Consider the following 21782-nt stretch of genomic DNA (forward strand, 5'->3'; position numbering starts at 1 on the left):
CGGGCGTCGGACAGCCGGGCCAGCGTCAGCATTCCGACGCCCTCGGACCAGCCGGTGCCGTCCGCCGCGGCCGCGAACGCCTTGCAGCGGCCGTCGGGTGCGAGCCCGCGCTGCCGGGAGAACTCCACGAAACCGTCCGGTACCGGTATCGCCATCGCGCCGCCGGCCAGCGCCAGCGAGCACTCGCCGTTGCGCAGCGCGTTCACGGCATGGTGGATCGACACCAGGGACGACGAACACGCCGTGTCCATGCTGACCGTCGGCCCCTCCAGACCGAGGACGTAGGAGATCCGGCCGGACGCGACACTGGTCAGCATCCCGGTCATCGCGTAGCCCTCGGTGCCCGTGGACGTGGCGTCGACCATGGAGGCGTAGCCGGTGTACGTCACGCCGACGAACACTCCGGTGTCGCTGCCCCGCAGCGAGCGCGGGTCCAGCCGGGCCCGTTCGATGGCCTCCCAGGCGGTCTCCAGCAGCAGCCGCTGCTCCGGGGCCATCGCCAGTGCCTCGCGGGGCGAGATCCCGAAGAACGCCGAGTCGAACCCCTTGAGGTCGCTGAGGAAACCGCCCTCGCGTGCGGAGAACTTGCCCACCGCGTCCGGGTCCGGGTCGTACATGCCCTCCACGTCCCAGCCGCGGTCGGCGGGAAAGGCGGCGATCGCGTCGACGCCGTCGGCGGCCAGCCGCCACAGCTCCTCGGGCGTCGACACGTCGCCCGGGTAACGACAGCCCATGCCCAGGACGGCGATGGGCTCGGACCGGCTCGACTCGAGTTCCTCGACCCGGGCCCGGGTCTTCTGCAGATCGGCGGTGACCCACTTGAGGTAGTCGAGGAGCTTCTCGTCCTTGTTGCCCTGCCGACCCGTCTGCTGACCCGTCTGCCGGCCCGTCTGCTGACCTGTCTGGTTGTCGCTCACTTGGACACCGCCCGAATCGAGTTCTCCAGTCCCGTCGCGGGATCCTGTCTGTCCAGCACCGATGAGCCGAGCCGTCCCGCCAGATACAGCGCGAGGTGCAGCCGGAGATGGTCCTCGCGCAGGGACCGCCCGAGGAGTTGCTCCGCCTTCTTCACCCGGTAGATCACGGTGTTCTTCGCGATGTGCAGACGCTTGGCCGTGATGGCCACGCCCCGCTCGTTGTCCAGCAGACAGCGCACGGTCTCGCGCAGCGCGGCCATGGTCCGGTTGTCGGCGGCGAGCGGGCCGAGCTCACGGCGGACGAAGTCGGCGGTGGCGTCGGCGTCGTCGCCGAGCAGGATCACGAGCTCCAGGTCGCCGTAGTCGCACAGCCGGGACGGGCTGGGCTCGGTGATGCGGCCGACCCGCTCCGCGGTGATCGCCTGCTCGTGGGAACGCTGGAAGCCGGCCACGCCGTCGCCCGGCAACCCGGACGCGACATGGACGCGCGCGGGCAGGTCGACCGGCTCGTCCGACCGCCGCAGCTCCCCTGGGCGGTCGGTGGCTCGGCCGCCCCAGGCCCACAGCCGTCCCGGGCCGGCGGGCAGCAGCAGCATCGAGGAGCAGCCGGCCCGGTCCAGCAGGCGCAGCGCCGTGGTCTCCAGTTCGTGCCTGCTGTCCTGGGTGATCTCGTCCTGCCACAGGACCAGCGCGATGTGGTGCAGCGTCAGGTCGTACCGCAGCTGGAGCATCGCCTTTCTGGTGTCGACCGGCTTGCCCTTCAGGATCGCGGACACCAGTTCGAAGCGTTCGCCGATGGGACCGGCGAACCAGCGACTGCGCTCGGCGGCGAACTTCTCGGTCACCGCCGCGGAGAGGGTCTCCATCCCCTCGAACAGGTCGGCCGAGATGCACCGCATCATGGCCGGCTGGTCCTCGGTCGGGATCTGTGTCTCGCAGAGGTCGAACAGCTCGCGCGTGAAACTCGCGTGCGTCGCCCGGACATAGCGCAGCAGATGGTCGACGGTCGTGTTGTCCGCGATGCGTTCCCGAATCGCGTTCGTGAGCTCCGCGGAGAGCAGTCCGGTAATTGCTCTTACGCCGCTGAGCCGCAATACGACCCAGAGTGCTATCGACTCCGCCAGCCGCGTTTCGCTGGAAGACTTCCGGGCGAAGCGGGCGAACGGTTCCCCGGCCATTTCGGCGAGCAGCAGTCGGCTGTTCTCGATCGCCCAACCGGTCGCACCCGAACCGACGCGCACGGCGACTTCCTCGACCAACTGCGAGTTCGTCGCCGGTAAATGGAGCAGTGAGTCGTCAGCGGGGCGCAGTAGATGCAGCAGAGAATAGGTGGAGGTGATCTGCGGTTGCGCAGGAATAGCAGCCTGTGATATCGGATAGCCTGACAACGAGTAGCCTCCGTACCGGAAAAGCGGACGCAACTGATTGGCGGCAGCCTGGCACGGAGCCCCTCGCGGAGGGTAATCCTCCGGTAATTGTGCCCTTGTGACTGAATTACCGGGCGGTGGGCGGAAGCGGCCGGCTCAAGCGATAACTTGCGTTTCGCGGTGCCCACGGTCCACTGATTGCCAGTGATGAGGAGTGCTCGTGACCAAGCCGGCCACACAAGACGTTCGAATCGCCGCCGGAGCCGGCACGGTGCCGTGGGTGCTGTCCGGGCGCAGCGCGGCGGGGCTGCGCGGCCGGGCCGCCCGGCTGCTCGCCAGGCTCGAGTCCGACTCGGCGCCCGACGCCGGCGACCGCCTCGCCGAGGTCGGCCGGTCGCTGGTGGCGGCCGGCGCCGCCTACGAGCACCGGGCCGTCGCCCTCGGGCGGGACCGCGCGGAGCTGCTTGCCGGGGTGCGGGCGATCGCCGAGGAGCGGACCGCGCCGAACGTGATCAGCGGACGGGCGACCCGGCAGGACCGGGCGGACGCCCGGCCGGTGTTCGTGTTCCCGGGCCAGGGCACCCAGTGGGTCGGCATGGCCGTGGAGCTGTTGGACGCCTCGCCGGTGTTCGCCCGCCAGATCCGGGACTGTGAACAGGCGCTGTCGCCGTACGTGGACTGGTCCCTGGAGGACGTGCTGCGCGGCGCGCCCGGGACCCCGCCGCTGAACCGGGTCGACGTCGTGCAGCCCGTGCTGTTCTCGATGATGCTGTCGCTGGCCCGGCTGTGGCGCTCGTTCGGCGTCGAGCCCGGGGCGGCGGTCGGCCACTCGCAGGGCGAGATCGTGGCCGCGCACGTCGCGGGCGCGCTGCCGTTGGAGGACGCGGTCAGGATCGTCGCGCTGCGCAGCCAGGCGCTGACGAAGATCCGCGGCCGTGGCGAGATGCTGACCGTGCTCGCGCCCGGCGACCAGGTGCGGGCGTTGCTGGCCGACTGGGACGGCGTGCTGTCGGTGGCCGCGGTGAACGGTCCGGCGACCGTCACCGTGTCGGGCGACGTGGCCGCGATGAAGGAGTTCGGCGCCGCGCTGTCCGCGGCCCGGATGATGCGCTGGCAGGTGCCCGGAGTGGACTTCGCCGCCCACTCGGCGCACGTGGAGGACCTGCGCGAGACCCTGCTCGACCTGGCCGCCGGGATCCGGCCGACGCGCGGCGAGGTGCCGTTCTACTCCACGGTGACCGGACGGCGCGTCGACACCGATGAGCTGGACGCCGAGTACTGGTACCGGAACCTGCGCCAGACGGTCAGGTTCGACGACGCGGTCCGCTCGCTGGTCGCCGACGGGCACACGATCTTCGTCGAGTGCAGCGCACAGCCGGTGCTCACGGTCGGGATGCAGGACATCGTCGAGGAACTCGGCCGCTCGGCCGTGCTGATGGCGACGCTGCGCAACGAGGACGGCGGCATGGGCCGCTTCCTCGCCGCGCTGGCGGAGGCGTATGTGAACGGCGTCACGGTGGACTGGACGGCGGCGTTCGCGTGACGGGTCGGGACTGAACCGGCCCCATCGTTCGAACATGCGGCAGGCCGGCACCCCGCGCCGGCCTGCCGCTTTCGCCTGCCTCCGCTTGCCCGCGTCGGCGTGCGGGAATTTCGCAAACAGGACGCGATTACCGGAAAATTACCGGCCGCGGCTGGAATTGCGTATAGCCTTCCGGCACCCAGTTGCGTCTCTTTCCGGTACGGAGGCCACTCGTTGTCAGGATATCCGAAAGCACAGGCCGCTATTTCCGCGCAACCGAACAGTGCCGCCGCCAATTCCCGGCTGCCGTCATTGACGGGACTGCGGTCCCTGGCGGCTCTCCTGGTCTTCGTCACGCATATCCTCTGGTACACGCCGCTCATCTCGGGCGACACCGGTAAGGAGCTCAGAGAGACCTTCACCCTCTCGGGCTCGTACGGCGTCGGCTTCTTCTTCATCCTGAGCGGTTTCGTCCTGACCTGGACCGCGCGGTCGGACGACACGACACCGTCGTTCTGGCGCCGCCGCCTGGTGAAGATCGGCCCCATGCACCTGGTCACCTTCGGACTGGCGGCGCTTCTCGTGTTCCGCACGGACCGGCCCACCCGGGCGATCGACTGGGTCGCCTCCCTGACCATGCAACAGGCGTGGTTCCCCGACGTCCGGACCAGCTCGGCCGTCAACGGGGTGGCCTGGTCGCTGTCCTGCGAGTTCTTCTTCTACCTGGCGTTCCCGGCCCTGTGGCTCGGTCTGCGGCGGCTGCGCGAGGAGTGGCTGTGGCCGGCGGTCGGGGCGGTGCTCCTGCTGATAGTCGGAGCGTTCCTCGTCGCGACCTACGTGGTGACGGACCAGCCGCGGCTCGTGGCCTTCTCCGCGTCCGGCGAGTTCTCGTTCACCCAGATGTGGTTCGTGTACTTCTTCCCGCCGGTCCGCGCGCTCGAATTCGTGGTCGGCATTCTCCTGGCCAGGATCGTCATGGCGGGCCGGTGGCCGAACATCGGCCTGGCGCCCGCGTTCGGCCTGGCCGTCGCCGGATATGTGATCGCCCTGTACGAGCCGTTCCTGGCGGGCACGGCCGGCGTGGCGACCGTCTGGACGGCGCCCCTCATCGCCGCCGCCGCGGTCGCGGACCGGCGGGGCGCCGCCTCGGTGTTCCGCAGGCCGACGGTGGTGTTCCTGGGGGAGATCTCCTTCGCGTTCTACATGGTCCACTGGATCGTCGTGATGACGGCCGCCGAGCTGATCGGAACCACGCGCACGTTCTCCCTGGCGACCGGCGCACTCCTGGCGCTCGTCGTGCTCGCGGTGGCCGTCGTGTGCTCCGCCGTCCTGTACTGGTGTGTGGAGCGGCCGCTGGTGCGGCGCTTCGGCCGTCACCGGACGGACGTCGGCCGGTCGGGCCTGCCGGGAGCGGCGCCCACCCTGCGGGCCGACGCCCACCGCGTCGCGGACTGACGGACGGCTCGTCGCCGGTCCGACACGGCGGACATCAGACCTCTCCGCGTCCTGCGCAACCTGAACTCGCGCGGGACGCGGAGGCGGTCGACGGCCTTGGGCCGTCGAGCCGGGCACTGACGGACGTTCAGGTCAGGGCGTACACATGCTCAGTCGATGTCCAACCCCATCGAGCTGAGCTTCGGCTCGATCACCACCCGGCAGTAGGGCTCGAAACGATTCCTGTTGTAGAAGTCCTGTTGATCGGGGTCCGCCTCGATGAACTGCCCGTAAGGCCGAAGGTCGGTCACGATGTTCCGGCCGAGTTCCCGCTGTACCCGATCCATGACCTTCTCGGCCCGCACGCGCTGTTCGTCGCCCGCGTGGAAGATCGTCGAGTGGTAGATGGAACCGCGGTCCGCGCCGCTCTGGTTCGGCTTGGTCGGGTCATGGCTCTGGAAGAATAAATCCAGCACGTCTTCCAGGGAGATCTCGTCGGGCCGGAACGTCAGCTGCACCGCCTCGACGAACTTCTGCGGGTTGAGCCCGTAGCGCTTGTACTGCTCGTAGTCGGGCGGCGGCCCGTCGTCCCCGGCGTACCCCGCGACGCTTGAGGTGACACCGGGTGTCCGGCGCGCCACCGCATCGAAGGACCAGAAACAGCCGGGGCCGAGCGTCAGGGTCTCGACATTCTCTTCCACGGACATTTCCCCGGTCTTTCCCTCGGTCTTTTCCTCGGTCACAGAAGTCCTTTCCAGACTCTCGCCCGTAATGTGCGCCAGATTGTATCAGGATAAAGTCTTTCCGGGTGGGGCCCCAAAACAATTCGATAGGCAGGGATCCTGGGCCCTGCCGTCGTCGGTACGGCCGGAGACTGCGCCAGAGAGCCAAAACCGACCACACGTCTTGGTGGCTCGTCCCTATCCGGTGGTCCGGAGCGGTCAATACGCTTCGAGAAGTGGCTATTCGAGGAGTCGATGATGGTTGCACCGTTCGATGCGACGGAATTTCGGCGCACCCTCGGACACCTGCCGACCGGGGTCACGGTGATCACCGCCAGGGGGCAGTTCGGCCGGCCGGTGGGCATGGCCTGCAACTCCTTCATGTCGGTTTCGCTGGACCCTCCATTGATCATGCTCTGCGTCGGGAACGCGTCGTCGACGCTGATCGATCTTCGGCAGAGCGGTACGTTTTGCGTCAACATTCTGGCCAATGGCCAGGAGCGGTTGTGCCGGCAGTTCTCGGTCAAGGACATCGACCGGTTCGCCGGCGTCCGATGGGCCGAGTCCCCGACCGGTCCGGAACTGTCCGACGTGGTCGCCTGGATTTCGTGCTCGATCGACACCGAGCACATCGCCGGCGATCACGTCATCATCATCGCCAGGGTCACCGGGCTGCGGGTGAACCAGGAAGAGCCGGCGCCGCTGGTATTTCATCGCGGCAGATTCGGGGCGTTCCGCGACAACGAGGATCTGCTGCCGACCGCAAGATCGCTGTCGGAGCCTCCAGACAGCGCTTTCGCCTCCGCCACCTCTCCCATATCGTCCGCAGTCGGACGGATCTGGTTGAATCGGACCTAGTGTCGCCAACCATGGTTGACCGGGCTACTTCATTAGGGGCCCCTATGCGTCGGCGTGGCGATGGAGGCGCTGAACGCCGCTCGGGTAGAATATTCTTTCGTGAGGTAATGGAAGGAATATTAGTGAACTTGGAGAGTCTTTGTTTCCCAAGTCGATTCCCGGGATCCTCGAAGTTTATGAGTGGAGTTTAGGCAGAGACGGCTTCACCGTCGACGACGTCGCGCACGAGTTGGGCTTCACCGCTGACGACAGTGAGGAGATGGTCGGCAGACTCCTGGAACTCCAGCTCATTCAGCCGTCCCGCGACCGGGACGCCTGGTTCGTTCCGACGGACCCCGGCATCGGATCGTCTCAACTCCTGAGCCGGGGGGAACTGGACCTTCTCGAACGGAAGCTGGCGGTGGGTCAGCTCCGCAACGACCTCGCGCGACTGTCGCTGAAATTCCGCTCCAGCAAGTTCGCCAGTCAGTACGCCAACTCGTTCGACGTCGTCACCGCGCCCGAGACGGTCAGGCTGCTCCTTTCCGAGGCGGCGGCCAACGGCTCCCGCGAGGTCGTCTGCATGCAGCCCGGTGGCGGATGGTCGGTCGAGGAGCTCATCGAGGAACAGAACCGCGACCTCCAACTGCTCGGCCGAGGCGTGCACATGCGGGTCCTGTACCAGCACGCCGCACGGTTCGACACGCCGACCCGAGAGCACGCGGCGAAGCTGGTCGACGCCGGCGCCGAGATACGGACGGCCGGAGCGCTCATCGGCAAGATATTCATCTTCGACCGCAACGTCGCATACATTCCCGCGAAACGCGGCGGCGCCGTGGTCGTCCAAGAGCCCTCCATCATCGATTTTCTCCACTCCTGCTTCGAGCATGTCTGGGAAACGGCCAAGGAGTTCGACACCCGGCGCGCCGAGGTCGAGGTCGTCAGCGTCGAGATGAAAAAAGAGATCGTCAGGATGCTGATCGCCGGAGCGAAGGACGAAGCCATCGCCCGGCGTCTCGGTGTGTCGGTGCGCACCTGCCGTAAGCACATCGGTCAGGTCATGCAGATGTTCGGCGCGACGAGCCGGTTCCAGTTCGGCTACCTGGTCAAGGACGCCAACCTGGAGGAGGACGTGTAGCCACCGGCAGTCCCGGTGTCTCGGCCGGCCGCCCAGCGGCCGTGCCCTCCCCTCCCTTCCGCTCAGCGCCTTCCCATCCCCGAATCCCCACGTTCCCAGTGTGCCCTCCTACGTTGTTCGAGCGCGGTCGGGTGAGCTTCCTCAAGTGGAAGTGCAGCTTGATGAGCGGGTCTCCTGGTGGAGACCAGCGGCATAGTCGGGCAGAGTTATGGGCCGTTGCAGCAGTGCAACCACAGAGTTGTTCGCTGAACGTTCAAGGGGGCCCGCGTCAACATATTCATCCCTCGCCCAGTCGGTCGGCCAGAGGGCCACGGCGGCGAGGCGATCTGCACGTAGGGCAGCCCAGCCAATTCATTTCTCGGTCACAACCCGACGAGCCATTCCTATGTCCGCAGGCGTGATTCTCCGCGCCTGGACAATTCCCTCCGAAAACTTCTCCGAACGTAAAGCTGAGGTGCTTATGAACGGGTCTGTGACCGAGACCGGAGGCACGCCGCGGCTCGCGGTGTTCGGCGCGGGCGTGATGGGCATCGGCATCGCGACCCTCGCCGTCGGGCGCGGAGTGCCGGTCACGCTCGTGGACATCGACCAGCCGCGGCTGAGCACAGCACGCGAGCGGTTGCGCAACGAGCTCCGGCTCGCCCATATGACAGGAGCCCTGCCCCGGACCGGACCGGTCGGCGAGCTGCAGCTGGCCGACTCCGCGGTGGCGGCGGCGGACGCGACCTGGGTGATCGAGGCGATCACGGAGGTCGCCGAGCTGAAGGCCAAGGTGCACCGGGAGATCGCCTCCGTGGTCGCGCCGGGCACGCTGCGGGTCACCAACACCTCGTCCATCCCGGTCGACGAACTTGCCGGTCAGGTCCCAACCCCCGAGGACCTGGCCGGCATCCACTTCATGAACCCGCCCTACCTGATCGGCACCCTCGAGGTGATCCGCGGACCGCGCACCGGTGAGCGTGCGATGACGGCCGTCCAGACCCTCCTGACCACCCTGGGCAGGAAGGGCATCGTCGTCGGCGACGGCCCCGGCTTCGTCACCAGCCGGGTGCTGCACCGCATGATCAACGACGCGGCGAACGTCGTCGAGGAGGGCCGGGCCGGCGTCGAGGACGTCGACGGCCTGATGGAGGGCTGCCTCGGGCACCCGACGGGCCCGCTGCGGACCGCCGACCTGATCGGGATCGACAACCTCGTCGACTCCCTGACGGTGCTGTACGAGCGCACCGGCGACGACAGCTATCGCCCCAGCGAACTGCTCCTGCGCAAGGTCGCCGAGGGCGATCACGGCCGTAAGACCGGGCGTGGCTTCTACGAGTACGAGGTCCGCTGATGGCCGGCCAGGTGGAGCTGAACGAGCGGCTCCTCGACTATGTGCGGTCGGTGTCCCTGCGCGACGACGAGATCCTGCGCGACCTGGTCGCCGAGACGGCCGGCATGCCCACGCTGAACGCCATGGTGACCATGCCCGAGGAAGGGCAGCTGCTCGCCATGCTGGTCGGGCTGACCGGCGCTGCCCGGGTCCTGGAGATCGGCACCTTCACCGGCTACAGCACGCTGTGCATGGCGCGGGCGCTGCCGCCCGGCGGACGGATCGTCACCTGTGACATCAGCGAGCGCTGGACCAGGGTCGCCCAGCGGTACTGGAGCCGCGCCGGGGTGTCCGACCGGATCGAACTGCGGCTCGGGGACGGCGCCGAGACCATGGCGAAGCTGCTCGCCGAGCACGGGCCGGAGACCTTCGACCTGGTCTTCGTCGACGCCGACAAGACGGGCTACGCGCGCTACTACGAGGAGGCGCTGACCCACCTGCGGCCCGGCGGCCTCATCGTGCTCGACAACACGCTCTACTTCGGGCGCGTCGCGGACCCCGAGGCGAAGGACCCCGACACCGAGGCCATCCGCGAGCTCAACGCCGCACTGCTCGTCGACAGCAGGGTCGAGCTGTCCCTGCTCGTCATGGCGGACGGCATCACGTTGGTGCGCAAGACCGAGAAGCGCTGAGGAAGGGACCTGACATGACCGACTCGACAACCGAGCTGCCGGTCGCCGCCATCGAGCAGCGAATCGGCGAGTTCCTCGAAGCCAAGACCAAGATCACCTGGGAGCCCGAGGTGGACATGTTCGCCTCGGGCGCGGTCTCCTCGCTCTTCGCGATGGAGCTGGTGGTGTTCGTGGAGAGCACCTTCGGCGTCGCCGTGGAGGGCGCCGACCTCGCCATGGACAACTTCCGCACCGTGCGCGCCATGAGCACGCTGGTGACCCGGCTGCGCAGCGGAGCAGACGGTGCTTGACGTTCTCACCCCGCTGGTGACCGAGACGGTCGCCGACGCCGCGAGCCGGTGGGACGTGGCGGGCGAGATCCCGATCGGCGTGCTGCGGGGACTCGGCGCCAAGGGAGTGCTGTGCGCCGAGGCGCGACCGGAGTTCGGCGGCCTCGGTCTGTCCGGCACGGACAACGGCGAACTGACCGCGCACACCGGCACGTTGTGCAGCTCGCTGCGCAGCGTGATGACCTCCCAGGGGATGGCCGCCTGGACGATCCAGCGGTTCGGCGACAAGGCGCAGCGCGCGGAGTACATCGGCCGGCTCACCGGCGGTGACCTGGCCGCGGTGGCCTTCAGCGAGCCCGCCGCCGGCAGCGATCTCGCCGCGATGACCACCGAGATCCGGCGCGACGGCGGCGACATCGTCATCGACGGCGCCAAGACCTGGATCACGGTCGCCGCCTACGCCGACTGGATCGTCGTCTTCGGCCGCTACGAGGGCGGCGGCGCCGTGGCCCTGGTGCCGGCCTCGGCTCCCGGCGTCCGGGTGGAGCGGGTGGCCGACCCGCTCGGCTGCCGCGCGGCGGGGCACGCCGGCGTGCTGCTCGACGACGTGCGGCTGCCCGAGCGGCACCTGCTCGCGGTGGCCGGCCAGCCCGTCGTCATGCTGACCACCATCGCGCTGACCTACGGCCGGCTCTCGGTGGCCTGGGGCTGCGTCGGCATGCTCCGCGGCTGCCTCACGGCCGTCGCCCGGCATGCCGCGACCCGTGAGCAGTTCGGCAAGCCCCTGCTGCGCCACCAGCTGGTCGCCCGGCACCTGGCCGAGCTGTACGCCGCGGAGCGCACGGCGACGTTCGCGTGCGAGCAGGCGAGCCGCAGCTGGGACAGCGGTTCCCCGGAACAGGTGACGGCGGCGATCCTCGCCAAGCACGTCGCGGCGGGCAACGCGGCCCGTGGCGCGGCGTCGGCGATGCAGGTGCTCGCCTCCGCGGGCGCGGCCGGCGGACACGTCGTCGAACGGGCCTTCCGTGACGCGAAGTTGATGGAAGTCATCGAGGGCAGCAACGAGATCTGCCAGCTGATGCTGGCCGAGCACGCCGCTTCCACGGCGGGCTGAGCGGGACCACGGAGGGGGGAGCAGACATGTCCGAAGCACAAGAAGCACAAGAAGCACAGCCGGTCGTCAAGTGCCTGATCTGGGACCTCGACAACACCCTGTGGCAGGGCACGCTGGTCGAGGACGGCCACGTCGAGGTCGACGAAGCCGTCCGCAAGGTCATCGTGGAGCTCGACGCGCGCGGGGTGCTCCAGTCCGTGTCGAGCCGCAACGACCACGACGAGGCGTGGGCACGGCTCGAACAGCTGGGCCTCGCCGAGTACTTCGTCCTGCCGCACATCGGCTGGGGCCCGAAGTCGGAGTCGGTGCGCAGCATCGCCGAACGGCTGAACTTCGCGCCGAAGACGATCGCGTTCATCGACGACCTGCCGACCGAACGCGCCGAGGTCGCCTACCACCTGCCCGAGGTCCGCTGCTACCCGGCCGAACAGGCCGGCCAGTTGCTCGGCCTGCCCGAGTTCAGCCCGCCGGTGGTCACGGTCGACGCCCGCCGGCGCCGCCAGATGTACCGGGCCGGGTTCGAACGGGACCTGGAGCGGGAGCAGTACCAGGGCGCCGACGAGGACTTCCTGCGCTCGCTCGACCTGGTGATGCGGATCGGCAGGGCCCGGCACGAGGAGATCACCCGGGTCGAGGAACTGACCCTGCGCACCAGCCAGATGAACGCGACCGGCGTGCACTACTCGGACCAGGCGCTGCGCGCACTGCTGTCCGACGACGACCACGACGTGCTGGTGGTCTCGATGACCGACCGCTTCGGCCCGCACGGCGCGGTCGGCGTCATGCTGATCGAGAAGACCCCGCTCGCCTGGCACATCAAGCTGCTGGCGACCTCCTGCCGGGTCGTCTCGTTCGGCGCGGGCGCGGTGCTGCTGCGCTGGCTCACCGACGCCGCGGCGCGGGCCGGTGTGCACCTGGTCGCCGACTTCCGGCGCACCGAACGCAACCGGATGATGGAGGTGGCCTACCGGTTCGCCGGGTTCGCCACCGCGGAGTGCGCCTGCCTCGCCTCGTTCGAGCCGCCCGAGGGAACCGAGTGCCTGCATCTGGACGCGGTCCGGCAGGACCCGCCGACGACCATGCGCGTCCTCGCGCCCGATCCGCACGACGCCGGGCGAGAAGCGGAATGGCTGTAGTCGGCAGTTCATCGACCGGTTGACGCCGGACACACGAACGATCTTCGGGGGACCCCTTGCAGTTCTTGGTTCTTGGTCCATTGCGGCTGATAGACGACGAGAAGCCGATCGCGCTCGGCGGCGACCGGCGGCGGGCCACCCTCGGCCTGCTGCTGCTCAACGCCAACCGGGAGGTGGCGACCAGCAAGCTCCTCGAAGGACTCTGGGGCACCGAGGAGGCGCCGGCGACGGCGCGGAAGATCCTCCAGAACGCGGTGCGCAGCCTGCGCGTCATGTTCGCCGAGCACGCGGGCGGCGACACCCGCCCGCCGGTCCTGCTGACGTGCACGCACGGCTACCAGCTACAGGTCGACCCGGAACAGGTCGACATGTTCCGCTTCCACCGCCTGGCCCGCACCGGCCGCGCCGAGCTGACCGCCGGCCGGTTCGACGCGGCGGCGGCCACCCTGCGCGAGGTGCTCGCGCTGTGGCGCGGCCAGGCGCTGGCCGACCTGGTCGAGGCCGGCCACTCCTGGGCGGAGCTGACCGCGCTGCAACACGCCCGGCTGGACGTGATGGAGGACTACTTCGAAGCCGAGCTCGCAGGCGGCCGCCACCAGGCCGTCCTCGGCGAGCTGGAGGCGATGGTCGAGGCCGAGCCGCTGCGGGAGCGGGCGTGCCACCAGCTGATGCGCGCGCTGTACCGCAGCGGCCGACAGGCCGACGCCCTCGCCGTCTACCGGCGGGTGCGGCTGAAGCTGGCCGAGCAACTCGGTCTGGAACCCGGCCGGGAGCTGCGGCTGCTCCAGCACGCGATCCTCGTGCACGACCCGTCCATCGCGGCGCCGGCCGGACCGGCGCGCGCGGTGCTGGTCTCCGGGCCCGGCCAGGAGGCCGAGCACCGTGCTTCGGTGCCCGCTCCATGGTCGCCCGTCCGGTCGACGCCCGCGACGCCCGCCGAGGGGCCGAGCCGGGTCAGCGCCGTGCTGATCCGCGCCGACTTCGGGGCCCTCAGCCCCCTCGCCGACGTCGGCGAGGTCCTCGAACGCACCGCGACGACCGTGCGCGAGGAGGTGGAGCGGCGCGGCGGCTCGGTCGCCGCGGCCACCGGCTCGGTCACCCTCGCCCTGTTCAGACCGGCCTCCCCACAGGAGGACGGCACCGACCAGGCCGCCGGACAGGCCGCCGAGCGGGCCGTCCGCGCCGCGCTGTCGCTGCGCCGGCGGATCTGCTTCGACGTACCCGACGGCGAGCGCCCCGAGCTGAGGGTCGCCGTGTCGACGGGGGAGATCCCCGCCCACCCCCGCGACACGTACCTGGAACCGCTGCCGGTCACCGGCGCGCTGCTCGTCGACTGCGAGTCCCTGCTCCAGTTCACCGAGGACACCGAGATCGTGGTGAGCGACCCCACCACCAGGCTCACCGGCAAGGCGATCCGGTACGGCCGGCAGGGCGGCCCCCGGCCACGGTGGACGGTCGAGGGACACGCCCGCGACGCCCGTGACGCCCGCGACGCCACGGCCCAGCCGGAGGTCTTCGACCGCGAACCCGAACTGGACGTGCTGAGCAGCCTGCTGGAGCGGGTGCGCCGCCGCGCCCGGCCGCACCTGGTCCTGGTGCTGGGCCCCGCGGGGATCGGGAAGTCGCCGCTGCTCGCGGAGTTCGAGAGCCGGGTCGAGAACGCGGCGACCATGCGGCTCGAACCCAACGGGCAGGTGACCGCACCGCACGTGGCCGAGGTCGTCGGAAAGCGCCCGCTCGTGGTGTTCGCCGACGACCTGCACCTGGCCGACAACTCGGTGCTGGAGATCGTCGAGGACCTGCTGGACCCGCCGGAGCCGATGCCGCTGCTGGTGGTCGCCGCGGCCCGGCCGGAGCTGTTCCGCAGACGACCCGGGTGGGGCGCCGGCCAGCGGCACGCCAGCCGGATGACCCTGGAGCCGGTGACGGGCGAACGGCTCGTCGAAGCACCCGAGGAGCACGACCTGCCGAGGCTCTGCCATGCCGCCGGCTGAGCGCGCGCCGTCCGTTGGTCCGGGGAGCCAGATTCCCTGCCCGATCCGGTGTTCTCGGACCCGGCTGCACACCGCCCCCGCAACGTTGACTGGCCCAGTTGAGTACTCGGCCTGAGGAGTGACGAGGACGATGGAGAACGAGGGCAGGCTGCGGAACTACCTCAAGCAGGCCGTCGGGGAGCTGCAGGAGACCCGCGAGCGCCTGCAGGAGCTGGAGCGGGCGGCCGCCGAGCCGATCGCGATCGTCGGCATGGCCTGTCGCTTCCCGGGCGGCGTCGTCTCGCCCGACGGACTGTGGGAGCTGGTGGCCGACGGCCGGGACGCGGTCGGCGCGTTCCCCGCGGACCGCGGCTGGGACATCGACGGCCGCTACGACCCCGACCCGGGCGTGCCGGGCGCCTTCTACGCCCGCGGCGGTGGATTCCTGTACGACGCGGCCGAGTTCGACGCCGACTTCTTCGGGATCTCCCCGCGGGAGGCGCTGGCGATGGACCCGCAGCAGCGGCTGCTGCTTGAGACGGCCTGGGAGGCGCTGGAGCGCACCGGGACGGACCCGCAGTCCCTGCGGGGCAGCGACACCGGTGTGTTCGTCGGGCTGATGGGCCACGGCGGCCAGCGCTACGGGCTCGGCGCCGAGGAGTCCGGACAGGGCGGCGAGGGGTTCGGCGGGACCGGCAGCGCGGCCAGCGTCGCCTCCGGCCGGGTCGCCTACCTGCTCGGACTGGAGGGCCCGGCGCTGACCGTCGACACGGCCTGCTCGTCGTCGCTGGTGACCATGCATCTGGCGAGCCGCGCCCTGCGCGGCGGCGAGTGCTCGCTGGCGCTGGCCGGCGGCGCGGCGGTCATGCCCACCCTGGACACCTTCGTGGAGTTCTCGCGCCAGCGCGGGCTGGCCGCGGACGGCCGCTGCAAGGCGTTCTCGGCGGCGGCGGACGGCACCGGCTGGTCCGAGGGCGCGGGCATCCTGGTGCTGGAGCGGCTCTCCGACGCCCAGCGGCTCGGGCATCCGATCCATGCCGTGATCCGGGGCAGCGCGGTCAACTCCGACGGCGCCTCCAACGGTCTGACCGCCCCCAACGGCCCGTCCCAGCAGCGGGTCATCCGCCGGGCGCTGGCCGACGCGGGCCTCGCACCGTCCGAGGTGGACGTCGTGGACGCGCACGGCACCGGCACCCGGCTCGGCGACCCGATCGAGGCGCAGGCGCTGCTGGCGACCTACGGCCGCGAACGGCCGGACGGGCAGCCGCTGTGGCTGGGCTCGCTGAAGTCCAACATCGGGCACACCCAGGCCGCCGCCGGAGTCGGCGGCGTGATCAAGATGGTGCAGGCGATCCGGCACGGAGTGCTGCCGCGGACGCTGCACATCGACGAGCCGACGCCCGCGGTGGACTGGACGTCGGGCGCGGTGGAACTGCTGACCGAGGCGCGCGCCTGGCCCGAGGCCGGCCGGCCCCGCCGGGCCGCGGTCTCGGCGTTCGGGATCAGCGGCACCAACGCCCACGTCATCATCGAACAGGCCCCCGAACCGGAGCCGCAGCCGGAGCCCGCGCCCACGCCGGAGCCCGCGGACGCCGCGGTCCCGCTCCTGCTGTCCGCCGCCTCGCCGACGGCGCTCGAAGCCAGGGCGCGGCAACTGCACGCCCATGTCACCGCCCACCCGGACGCCCCCGTGGCCGCCGCACTGGCCACCCGTGCGCCCCGGCTGCCGCACCGCGCGGCCGTCACGGGCGACGACCCCCTCGCCGGACTGCGGGCCCTCGCCGAGGGCCGGCCCGCCCCGGACGTCCTGCTCGGCACCGCCCGCCCGCGCGGCAAGACGGTGTTCGTCTTCCCCGGCCAGGGCTCGCAGTGGTCCGGCATGGCGCTCGACCTGCACCGCGAGTCCGATGTCTTCCGCGCCCAGCTGGACGACTGCGCCGCCGCCCTCGCACCCCACGTCGACTGGAACCTCCTCGACGGGCTCGCCGGCCCCCTCGACCGGGTCGACGTGGTCCAGCCCGCCCTGTGGGCCGTGATGATCTCCGTCGCCGCGCTGTGGCGACACCACGGCGTGACCCCCGACGCGGTACTGGGCCACTCCCAGGGCGAGATAGCCGCCGCCTATGTGGCGGGCGCACTCTCCCTCGAGGACTCCGCGGCCGTCGTCGCCCTGCGCAGCAAGGCCATCACCCGCCTCGCCGGCACCGGCGGCATGGCGTCCGTCCAGCTCCCGGCGGCCGAGACCGCGCACCGGATCGAGACGTACGGCGGCTCGGTGGAGATCGCCGCGGTCAACGGCCCCGGCAGCACGGTCGTGTCGGGCACGCCCGCCGAACTGGCCGACCTGGTCGCGGCCTGCGAGGCCGACGGCGTCCGCGCCCGGCTCATCCCGGTGGACTACGCCTCCCACTCGGCGCACGTCGAGGCCCTGCGGGACGAGATCCGTACCGCGCTGTCCGGCATCGAGCCGCACCCCGCCGACGTGCCGTTCCACTCGACGGTCACCGGCGAGATCCTGGCAGGACCGGAGCTGGACGCCGACTACTGGTTCGCCAACCTGCGCCGGACCGTCGGCTTCGCCGCGGGCACGCGCGCGCTCCTCGACCAGGGCCACCGGGCGTTCGTCGAGGTCAGCGCACACCCCGTGCTCACCACCGCGATCGCCGAGACGGCCGAGGAGACGGAGACCTCCGACGCCCTCGTGCTGGAGTCGCTGCGCCGGGACGACGGCGGCCCGGCCCGCTTTTGCACCGCGCTCGCCAAGGCGTACGTGCACGGCGTCGACGTCGACTGGCGCCTCCCGCCCGCCCGCGCCGAGTTGCCGACCTACCCGTTCCAGCGCCGCCGCTACTGGCTGGCGGAGCCCGTCGCGGCCGGCGACACCGCGGCCCTCGGCCTGCGCCCGGCGGACCACCCGCTGCTCGGCGCCGCACTGCGCACCGCGGACGCCGACACGCTCGTCCTCACCGGACGACTGTCGCGCACCGCCCACCCCTGGCTGGCCGACCACGCCGTCGGCGACTCGGTGCTGCTGCCCGGCACCGCGCTGGTCGAACTCGCCCTGCACGCCGGGGACCAGGTCGGCTGCGGCCATCTGGCCGAGCTGACCCTGCACGCGCCGGTCGTCCTCGACACCGACCTGGACCTCCAGGTGCTGATCGGCCCCGAAGCCGGCGACGGACGCCCGGTCGGTGTGCACACCAGCCCGAGCGGCACGGACGACTGGACCCGGCACGCCGACGGCGTGCTCACCGCCGAGATCCCCGCCGCACCCGGCGACCTGACCTCCTGGCCGCCGCCCGGCGCGGACGCCGTCCCGCTGGACGGTTTCTACGAGTCCCTGGCCGACCGCGGCTACGCCTACGGCCCGGCCTTCCGCGGGGTGCGCGCCGCCTGGCAGGACGGCGACGTGCTCTACGCCTCGGTCGCACTGCCGGACGATCAGGACGTCACCGACTTCGGACTGCACCCCGCGCTGCTGGACGCGTCGCTGCACCCGGCCGGCCTGGCCGACGCGGACGGCGTCCGGATCCCGTTCAGCTGGACCGACGTACACCTGCACGCCACCGGCGCCAGGGCCGTCCGGGTACGGCTGACCCCGACCGGGCCGGAGGCGATCGCCCTGCTCGTGACCGACGAGGACGGGCAGCCGGTGGCCTCGGTCGGCGAGCTGGCGCTGCGGCCGGTGGACCCGGCCACGCTCCGGCGGACACGCACGGACGTCTCCGCCCTGTTCGGCCTGGACCTGGTACCGGTCGAACTGCCGGACCCGCCCGCCGAACAGGACTGGATCACGCTCCCGACGGACGGCCACGACCACCCGGCCGCCGCGGCGACGGCATCGGCCGCGCTGTGGACCTGCCCGACCGGCGAGCTGGAGGACGTCGTCGCCCGGACCCTGGACGTCGTCCGGGAGTGGCTCGCGGACCCCGAGCTCGCCGACGTCCCGCTCGTCGTGCTCACCCGGACCGACGAGCTCGCGCACCGTGCGGTGGCCGGGCTGCTGCGCACCGCGCGCACCGAACACCCCGGCCGGCTCCGTCACATCGAAGCCGACGACCACCCGCACACCCTGCGCGCCCTGCCCGCCGCGCTGGCAGCCGACCATGCCGAACTGGTCCTGCGCGCCGGACTCGGCGCGGTCCCCAGGCTCGTCCGGGCCGCCGCGTCACCGCCGCTCGCCGCGCCGGCGGACCAGCCCTGGCGACTGTCCCTGACCTACCGCGGCGAGCTCGACGCCATGTCGCTCACCGCCTGCCCCGAGCTGCTCCGCCCGCTCGATCCGGGCGAGGTGCGGATCGCGGTCCGGGCGGGCGGCCTGAACTTCAAGGCCGTGCTGCTGGAACTCGGCATGGTGGCGCAGGACCAGTGGTCCTCGCTCGGCGAGGGCGCGGGCATCGTGCTGGAGGTCGGCTCCGACGTCACCGGACTGGCCCCCGGCGACCGGGTGATGGGCCTGTTCACCGGCGGCCTGGGCTCCGTCACGATCTCCGACCGCAGACTGGTCGTACCCGTGCCCGAGCGGCTGTCGTTCGCCCAGGCCGCCGGAGTTCCGGTGGTCTACCTGACGGCGTACTACGGCCTCGCGGACCTGGCCGGACTGCGGGCCGGCGAGTCGCTGCTGCTGCACACCGCCACCGGCGGCGTCGGCTTCGCGGCCCTCCAACTCGCCCGGCACTGGGGCGCCGAGGTGTTCGGCACCGCCAGCGCCGGCAAACGGGACGTGCTGCGCGCCTGGGGCTTCGACGACGACCACCTCGCCGACTCCCGCAGCCTCGGCTACGCCACGAAGTTCGCGAACTCCACCGGCGGCCGCGGCGTGGACGTGGTGCTCAACTCCCTGGCCCACGAGCACGTCGAGGAGTCGCTGAGCCTGCTGGCGCACGGCGGGCGGTTCGTGGAGATGGGCAAGACCGACATCCGCGACGCCGACGAGATCGCGCAGCGGCATCCCGGCGTCCGCTACCGGGCGTTCGACGTGATGGAGGCCGGCTTCGAGCGCATCGCGCAGATGCTGGAGGAGATCCGCGCCCTGTTCGACGCGGGCGCGCTGCAGCCGATGCCGCTGACCACGTTCGACGTCCACCGCGCGCCGCAGGCGTTCCGGTACCTCAGCCAGGCACGGCACGTCGGCAAGATCGTGCTGACCGTGCCCGCACCGCTCGACCCCGACGGCACGGTGCTCGTCACCGGCGGCACCGGAGTGCTCGGCGGGCTCGTCGCCCGGCACCTGGTCGCCCGACACGGCGTGCGGCGACTGCTGTTGACGAGCCGGAGCGGCCCGGCCGCCGAGGGCGCGACCGAACTCGCCGCCGAACTGCGGGCGGCGGGCGCCGAGGTATCGGTGGTGGCCTGCGACATCGCCGACCGGGAGTCGGCAGCCGCACTGATCCGCGCCACGGACCGGCTCACCGGAGTCGTCCACGCCGCCGGCGTCCTCTCCGACGGCGTGCTGGAGGCCCTGACACGCGACGACCTCGACACCGTCCTGCGGACGAAGGCACGCTCGGCCTGGCAACTGCATGAGCTGACCCGGGATCACGATCTCTCGCTCTTCGTGCTCTTCTCCTCCGCCGCCGGTGTGCTGGGCAACGCGGGCCAGGGCGGGTACGCCGCGGCGAACGCGTTCCTCGACGGGCTCGCGGAACACCGGCGCGGCCTCGGGCTGCCGGGTACGTCCATCGCCTGGGGCCTGTGGGCGCAGGTGAGTGCGATGACCGGCCATATGAGTGAGGCCGACCGGGAGCGGCTGGCCGCGATGGGCCTGGGCGCGATCACCGACGAGCAGGGCCTCGCCCTCTTCGACGCCGCACTCGCCCAGCATCGCGCGCTGACGGTGGCGGTGCCGGTGGACATGGCCCGGCTGCGAGCGAGCGGTCGGCCGGTGCCCGAGGTGCTCTCCGCCCTGGACCCGGCCGGCTCGGTCCGACGCCGGGTCGTGACGTCGACGACCGCCACGACACAGACGGACCGGCTCCTCGCGCTGCCCGAACGGCAGCGGCGCAAGGAACTCCTGGAGCTGGTACGGGAATCGGCCGCGGTCGTCCTCGGACACAGCACGACGGCCGCGGTCGACGGGGACAGCGCCTTCAAGGAACTCGGGTTCGACTCGCTGACAGCGGTCGAACTGCGCAACCGACTCGGCAACAGCACAGGACTACGGCTGCCGCCGACCGTCGTGTTCGACCACCCGACACCGGCCGAGCTCGCCGGATTCCTGGACGAACTCCTCGTGCCCGCCCAGGAGACGACGGCGCGCTCGATCGTCACGGAACTCGACCGGCTCGCCGTGGCAGAACTCGACGACGACGAGCGGGGCCTGCTCGCCAAGCGGCTGCAGGAGGCGCTGCGCACGCTCACCGCGCCCGCCGACGCGGAAGAAGAGGAGCGGGACTTCACCGCGGCCTCCGACGACGAGCTTTTCGACTTCATCGACGGCGAACTGGATACCGCATGACCTCGCCAGGCCGGAACGGAAGGGGGCTGCCCGGGATGTCCACCAACGAACAGAAGCTTCGGGAGTATCTGAGGCGGGCCACGACGGACCTGCACCAAGCACGGCGGGAGCTGCGCGACGCCGAGGCCGTCGCCCGCGAGCCGATCGCGATCGTCGGCATGGCCGGCCGCTTCCCCGGCGGCGCCCGCACCCCCGAAGGGCTGTGGGAACTCGTCCGCGACGGCGGGGAGGCCCTCACGGAGTTCCCGACCGACCGCGGCTGGGACCTCGACCGGCTGTCCGACCCGGATCCCGACACCCCGGGCACCACCTACCTCACCCGCGGCGGATTCCTGCCCGACGCCGGCCGCTTCGACGCCGAGTTCTTCGGCATCTCGCCGCGCGAGGCGGTGGCGATGGACCCGCAGCAGCGGGTGCTGCTGGAGACCTCGTGGGAGGCGCTGGAGAGCGCCCGCATCGACCCGGCGTCGCTCAAGGGAAGCGCGGGCGGCGTGTTCGTCGGGGTCATCCCGCAGGAGTACATGCCGCGTGCGGGGGAGACCCCCGAGGAGCTGGAGGGCTTCGTGCTCACCGGCGGCACGACGAGCGTGGCGTCGGGGCGGATCGCCTATGTGCTGGGTCTCGTGGGCCCGGCGGTGACCGTGGACACGGCGTGTTCGTCGTCGCTGGTGTCGATGCATCTGGCGGAACAGTCGCTGCGCAGCGGGGAGTGCGAGATCGCGCTGGCGGGCGGCGCCACCGTGATGGCCGGCCCCAGCGTGTTCGTGGAGTTCTCCCGGCAGCGCGGACTGGCGCAGGACGGCCGCTGCAAGGCGTTCTCTGCCGCAGCCGACGGCACCGGTTTCTCCGAGGGCGTCGGCGTACTGGTCCTCGCCCGGCTGTCGGTGGCGCA

Annotated in this window: 15 protein-coding genes; 12 read left to right on the top strand and 3 right to left on the bottom strand. The window is 71.1% G+C overall.

The window, feature by feature from the left end; all coding sequences use genetic code 11:
• Nucleotides 1-917, bottom strand: a 917-nt coding sequence (locus tag ABZ725_RS51940) for a beta-ketoacyl synthase N-terminal-like domain-containing protein (RefSeq protein WP_358809374.1), incomplete at its 3' end; no start/stop codon positions are given.
• Nucleotides 914-2158, bottom strand: coding sequence for a helix-turn-helix domain-containing protein (locus ABZ725_RS51945; protein WP_358809375.1), 1245 nt, complete (start codon nt 2156-2158; stop codon nt 914-916). The genes ABZ725_RS51945 and ABZ725_RS51940, both read right to left, overlap by 4 nt.
• A gap of 346 nt (nt 2159-2504) precedes the next feature.
• Between ABZ725_RS51945 and ABZ725_RS51950 the strand changes: the two genes are divergently transcribed.
• Both ABZ725_RS51950 and ABZ725_RS51955 read left to right on the top strand, forming a co-directional pair.
• Nucleotides 2505-3827 carry an acyltransferase domain-containing protein gene (locus tag ABZ725_RS51950; protein WP_358809376.1) on the top strand — a complete coding sequence of 441 codons (1323 nt, stop codon included), beginning with the start codon at nt 2505-2507 and terminating at the stop codon, nt 3825-3827.
• A gap of 291 nt (nt 3828-4118) precedes the next feature.
• Nucleotides 4119-5261 (top strand): acyltransferase, encoded by a 1143-nt coding sequence (locus ABZ725_RS51955; protein WP_358809377.1) that lies wholly within the window; start codon nt 4119-4121, stop codon nt 5259-5261.
• Nucleotides 5262-5410: 149 nt separating this feature from the next.
• On the opposite strand, the gene msrA is transcribed toward ABZ725_RS51955, so the two are convergent.
• The gene (gene msrA, locus ABZ725_RS51960; protein ID WP_358809378.1) at nt 5411-5983 is read right to left on the bottom strand and encodes a peptide-methionine (S)-S-oxide reductase MsrA; all 573 of its coding nucleotides are present in this window, start codon (nt 5981-5983) and stop codon (nt 5411-5413) included.
• A gap of 237 nt (nt 5984-6220) precedes the next feature.
• Between msrA and ABZ725_RS51965 the strand changes: the two genes are divergently transcribed.
• The 10 genes from ABZ725_RS51965 to ABZ725_RS52010 all read left to right on the top strand — a co-directional run.
• Nucleotides 6221-6820 carry a flavin reductase family protein gene (locus ABZ725_RS51965; RefSeq protein ID WP_358809379.1) on the top strand — a complete coding sequence of 200 codons (600 nt, stop codon included), beginning with the start codon at nt 6221-6223 and terminating at the stop codon, nt 6818-6820.
• A gap of 139 nt (nt 6821-6959) precedes the next feature.
• Nucleotides 6960-7937, top strand: coding sequence for a helix-turn-helix transcriptional regulator (locus ABZ725_RS51970; RefSeq protein WP_358809380.1), 978 nt, complete (start codon nt 6960-6962; stop codon nt 7935-7937).
• A 472-nt stretch (nt 7938-8409) separates the two neighbouring features.
• Nucleotides 8410-9270, top strand: a complete 861-nt coding sequence (locus tag ABZ725_RS51975) for a 3-hydroxyacyl-CoA dehydrogenase family protein (protein WP_358809381.1) — start codon at nt 8410-8412, stop codon at nt 9268-9270.
• Nucleotides 9270-9941, top strand: coding sequence for a class I SAM-dependent methyltransferase (locus tag ABZ725_RS51980; protein WP_351919731.1), 672 nt, complete (start codon nt 9270-9272; stop codon nt 9939-9941). The genes ABZ725_RS51975 and ABZ725_RS51980 overlap by 1 nt, the downstream gene beginning before the upstream one ends.
• A gap of 14 nt (nt 9942-9955) precedes the next feature.
• A complete protein-coding gene (locus ABZ725_RS51985; RefSeq protein WP_351919733.1) occupies nt 9956-10231 on the top strand; it encodes an acyl carrier protein in 276 nt (91 codons plus the stop codon).
• The gene (locus tag ABZ725_RS51990; protein WP_358809382.1) at nt 10224-11324 is read left to right on the top strand and encodes an acyl-CoA dehydrogenase family protein; all 1101 of its coding nucleotides are present in this window, start codon (nt 10224-10226) and stop codon (nt 11322-11324) included. The genes ABZ725_RS51985 and ABZ725_RS51990 overlap by 8 nt, the downstream gene beginning before the upstream one ends.
• Nucleotides 11325-11350: 26 nt before the next feature.
• Nucleotides 11351-12460 carry an HAD-IIIC family phosphatase gene (locus ABZ725_RS51995; RefSeq protein ID WP_358809383.1) on the top strand — a complete coding sequence of 370 codons (1110 nt, stop codon included), beginning with the start codon at nt 11351-11353 and terminating at the stop codon, nt 12458-12460.
• An 80-nt stretch (nt 12461-12540) separates the two neighbouring features.
• Entirely contained in the window at nt 12541-14454 is a 1914-nt protein-coding gene (locus tag ABZ725_RS52000; RefSeq protein ID WP_358809384.1) for a BTAD domain-containing putative transcriptional regulator, read from the top strand.
• Between the two features lie 130 nt (nt 14455-14584).
• Nucleotides 14585-20890, top strand: coding sequence for an SDR family NAD(P)-dependent oxidoreductase (locus ABZ725_RS52005; protein WP_358809385.1), 6306 nt, complete (start codon nt 14585-14587; stop codon nt 20888-20890).
• A 35-nt stretch (nt 20891-20925) separates the two neighbouring features.
• Nucleotides 20926-21782 (top strand): beta-ketoacyl synthase N-terminal-like domain-containing protein (locus ABZ725_RS52010; RefSeq protein WP_358809386.1); only part of this gene is annotated, 857 nt, incomplete at its 3' end.

It is taken from the genome of Streptomyces sp. NPDC006872 (assembly GCF_040635845.1).
Taxonomy (GTDB): domain Bacteria; phylum Actinomycetota; class Actinomycetes; order Streptomycetales; family Streptomycetaceae; genus Streptomyces.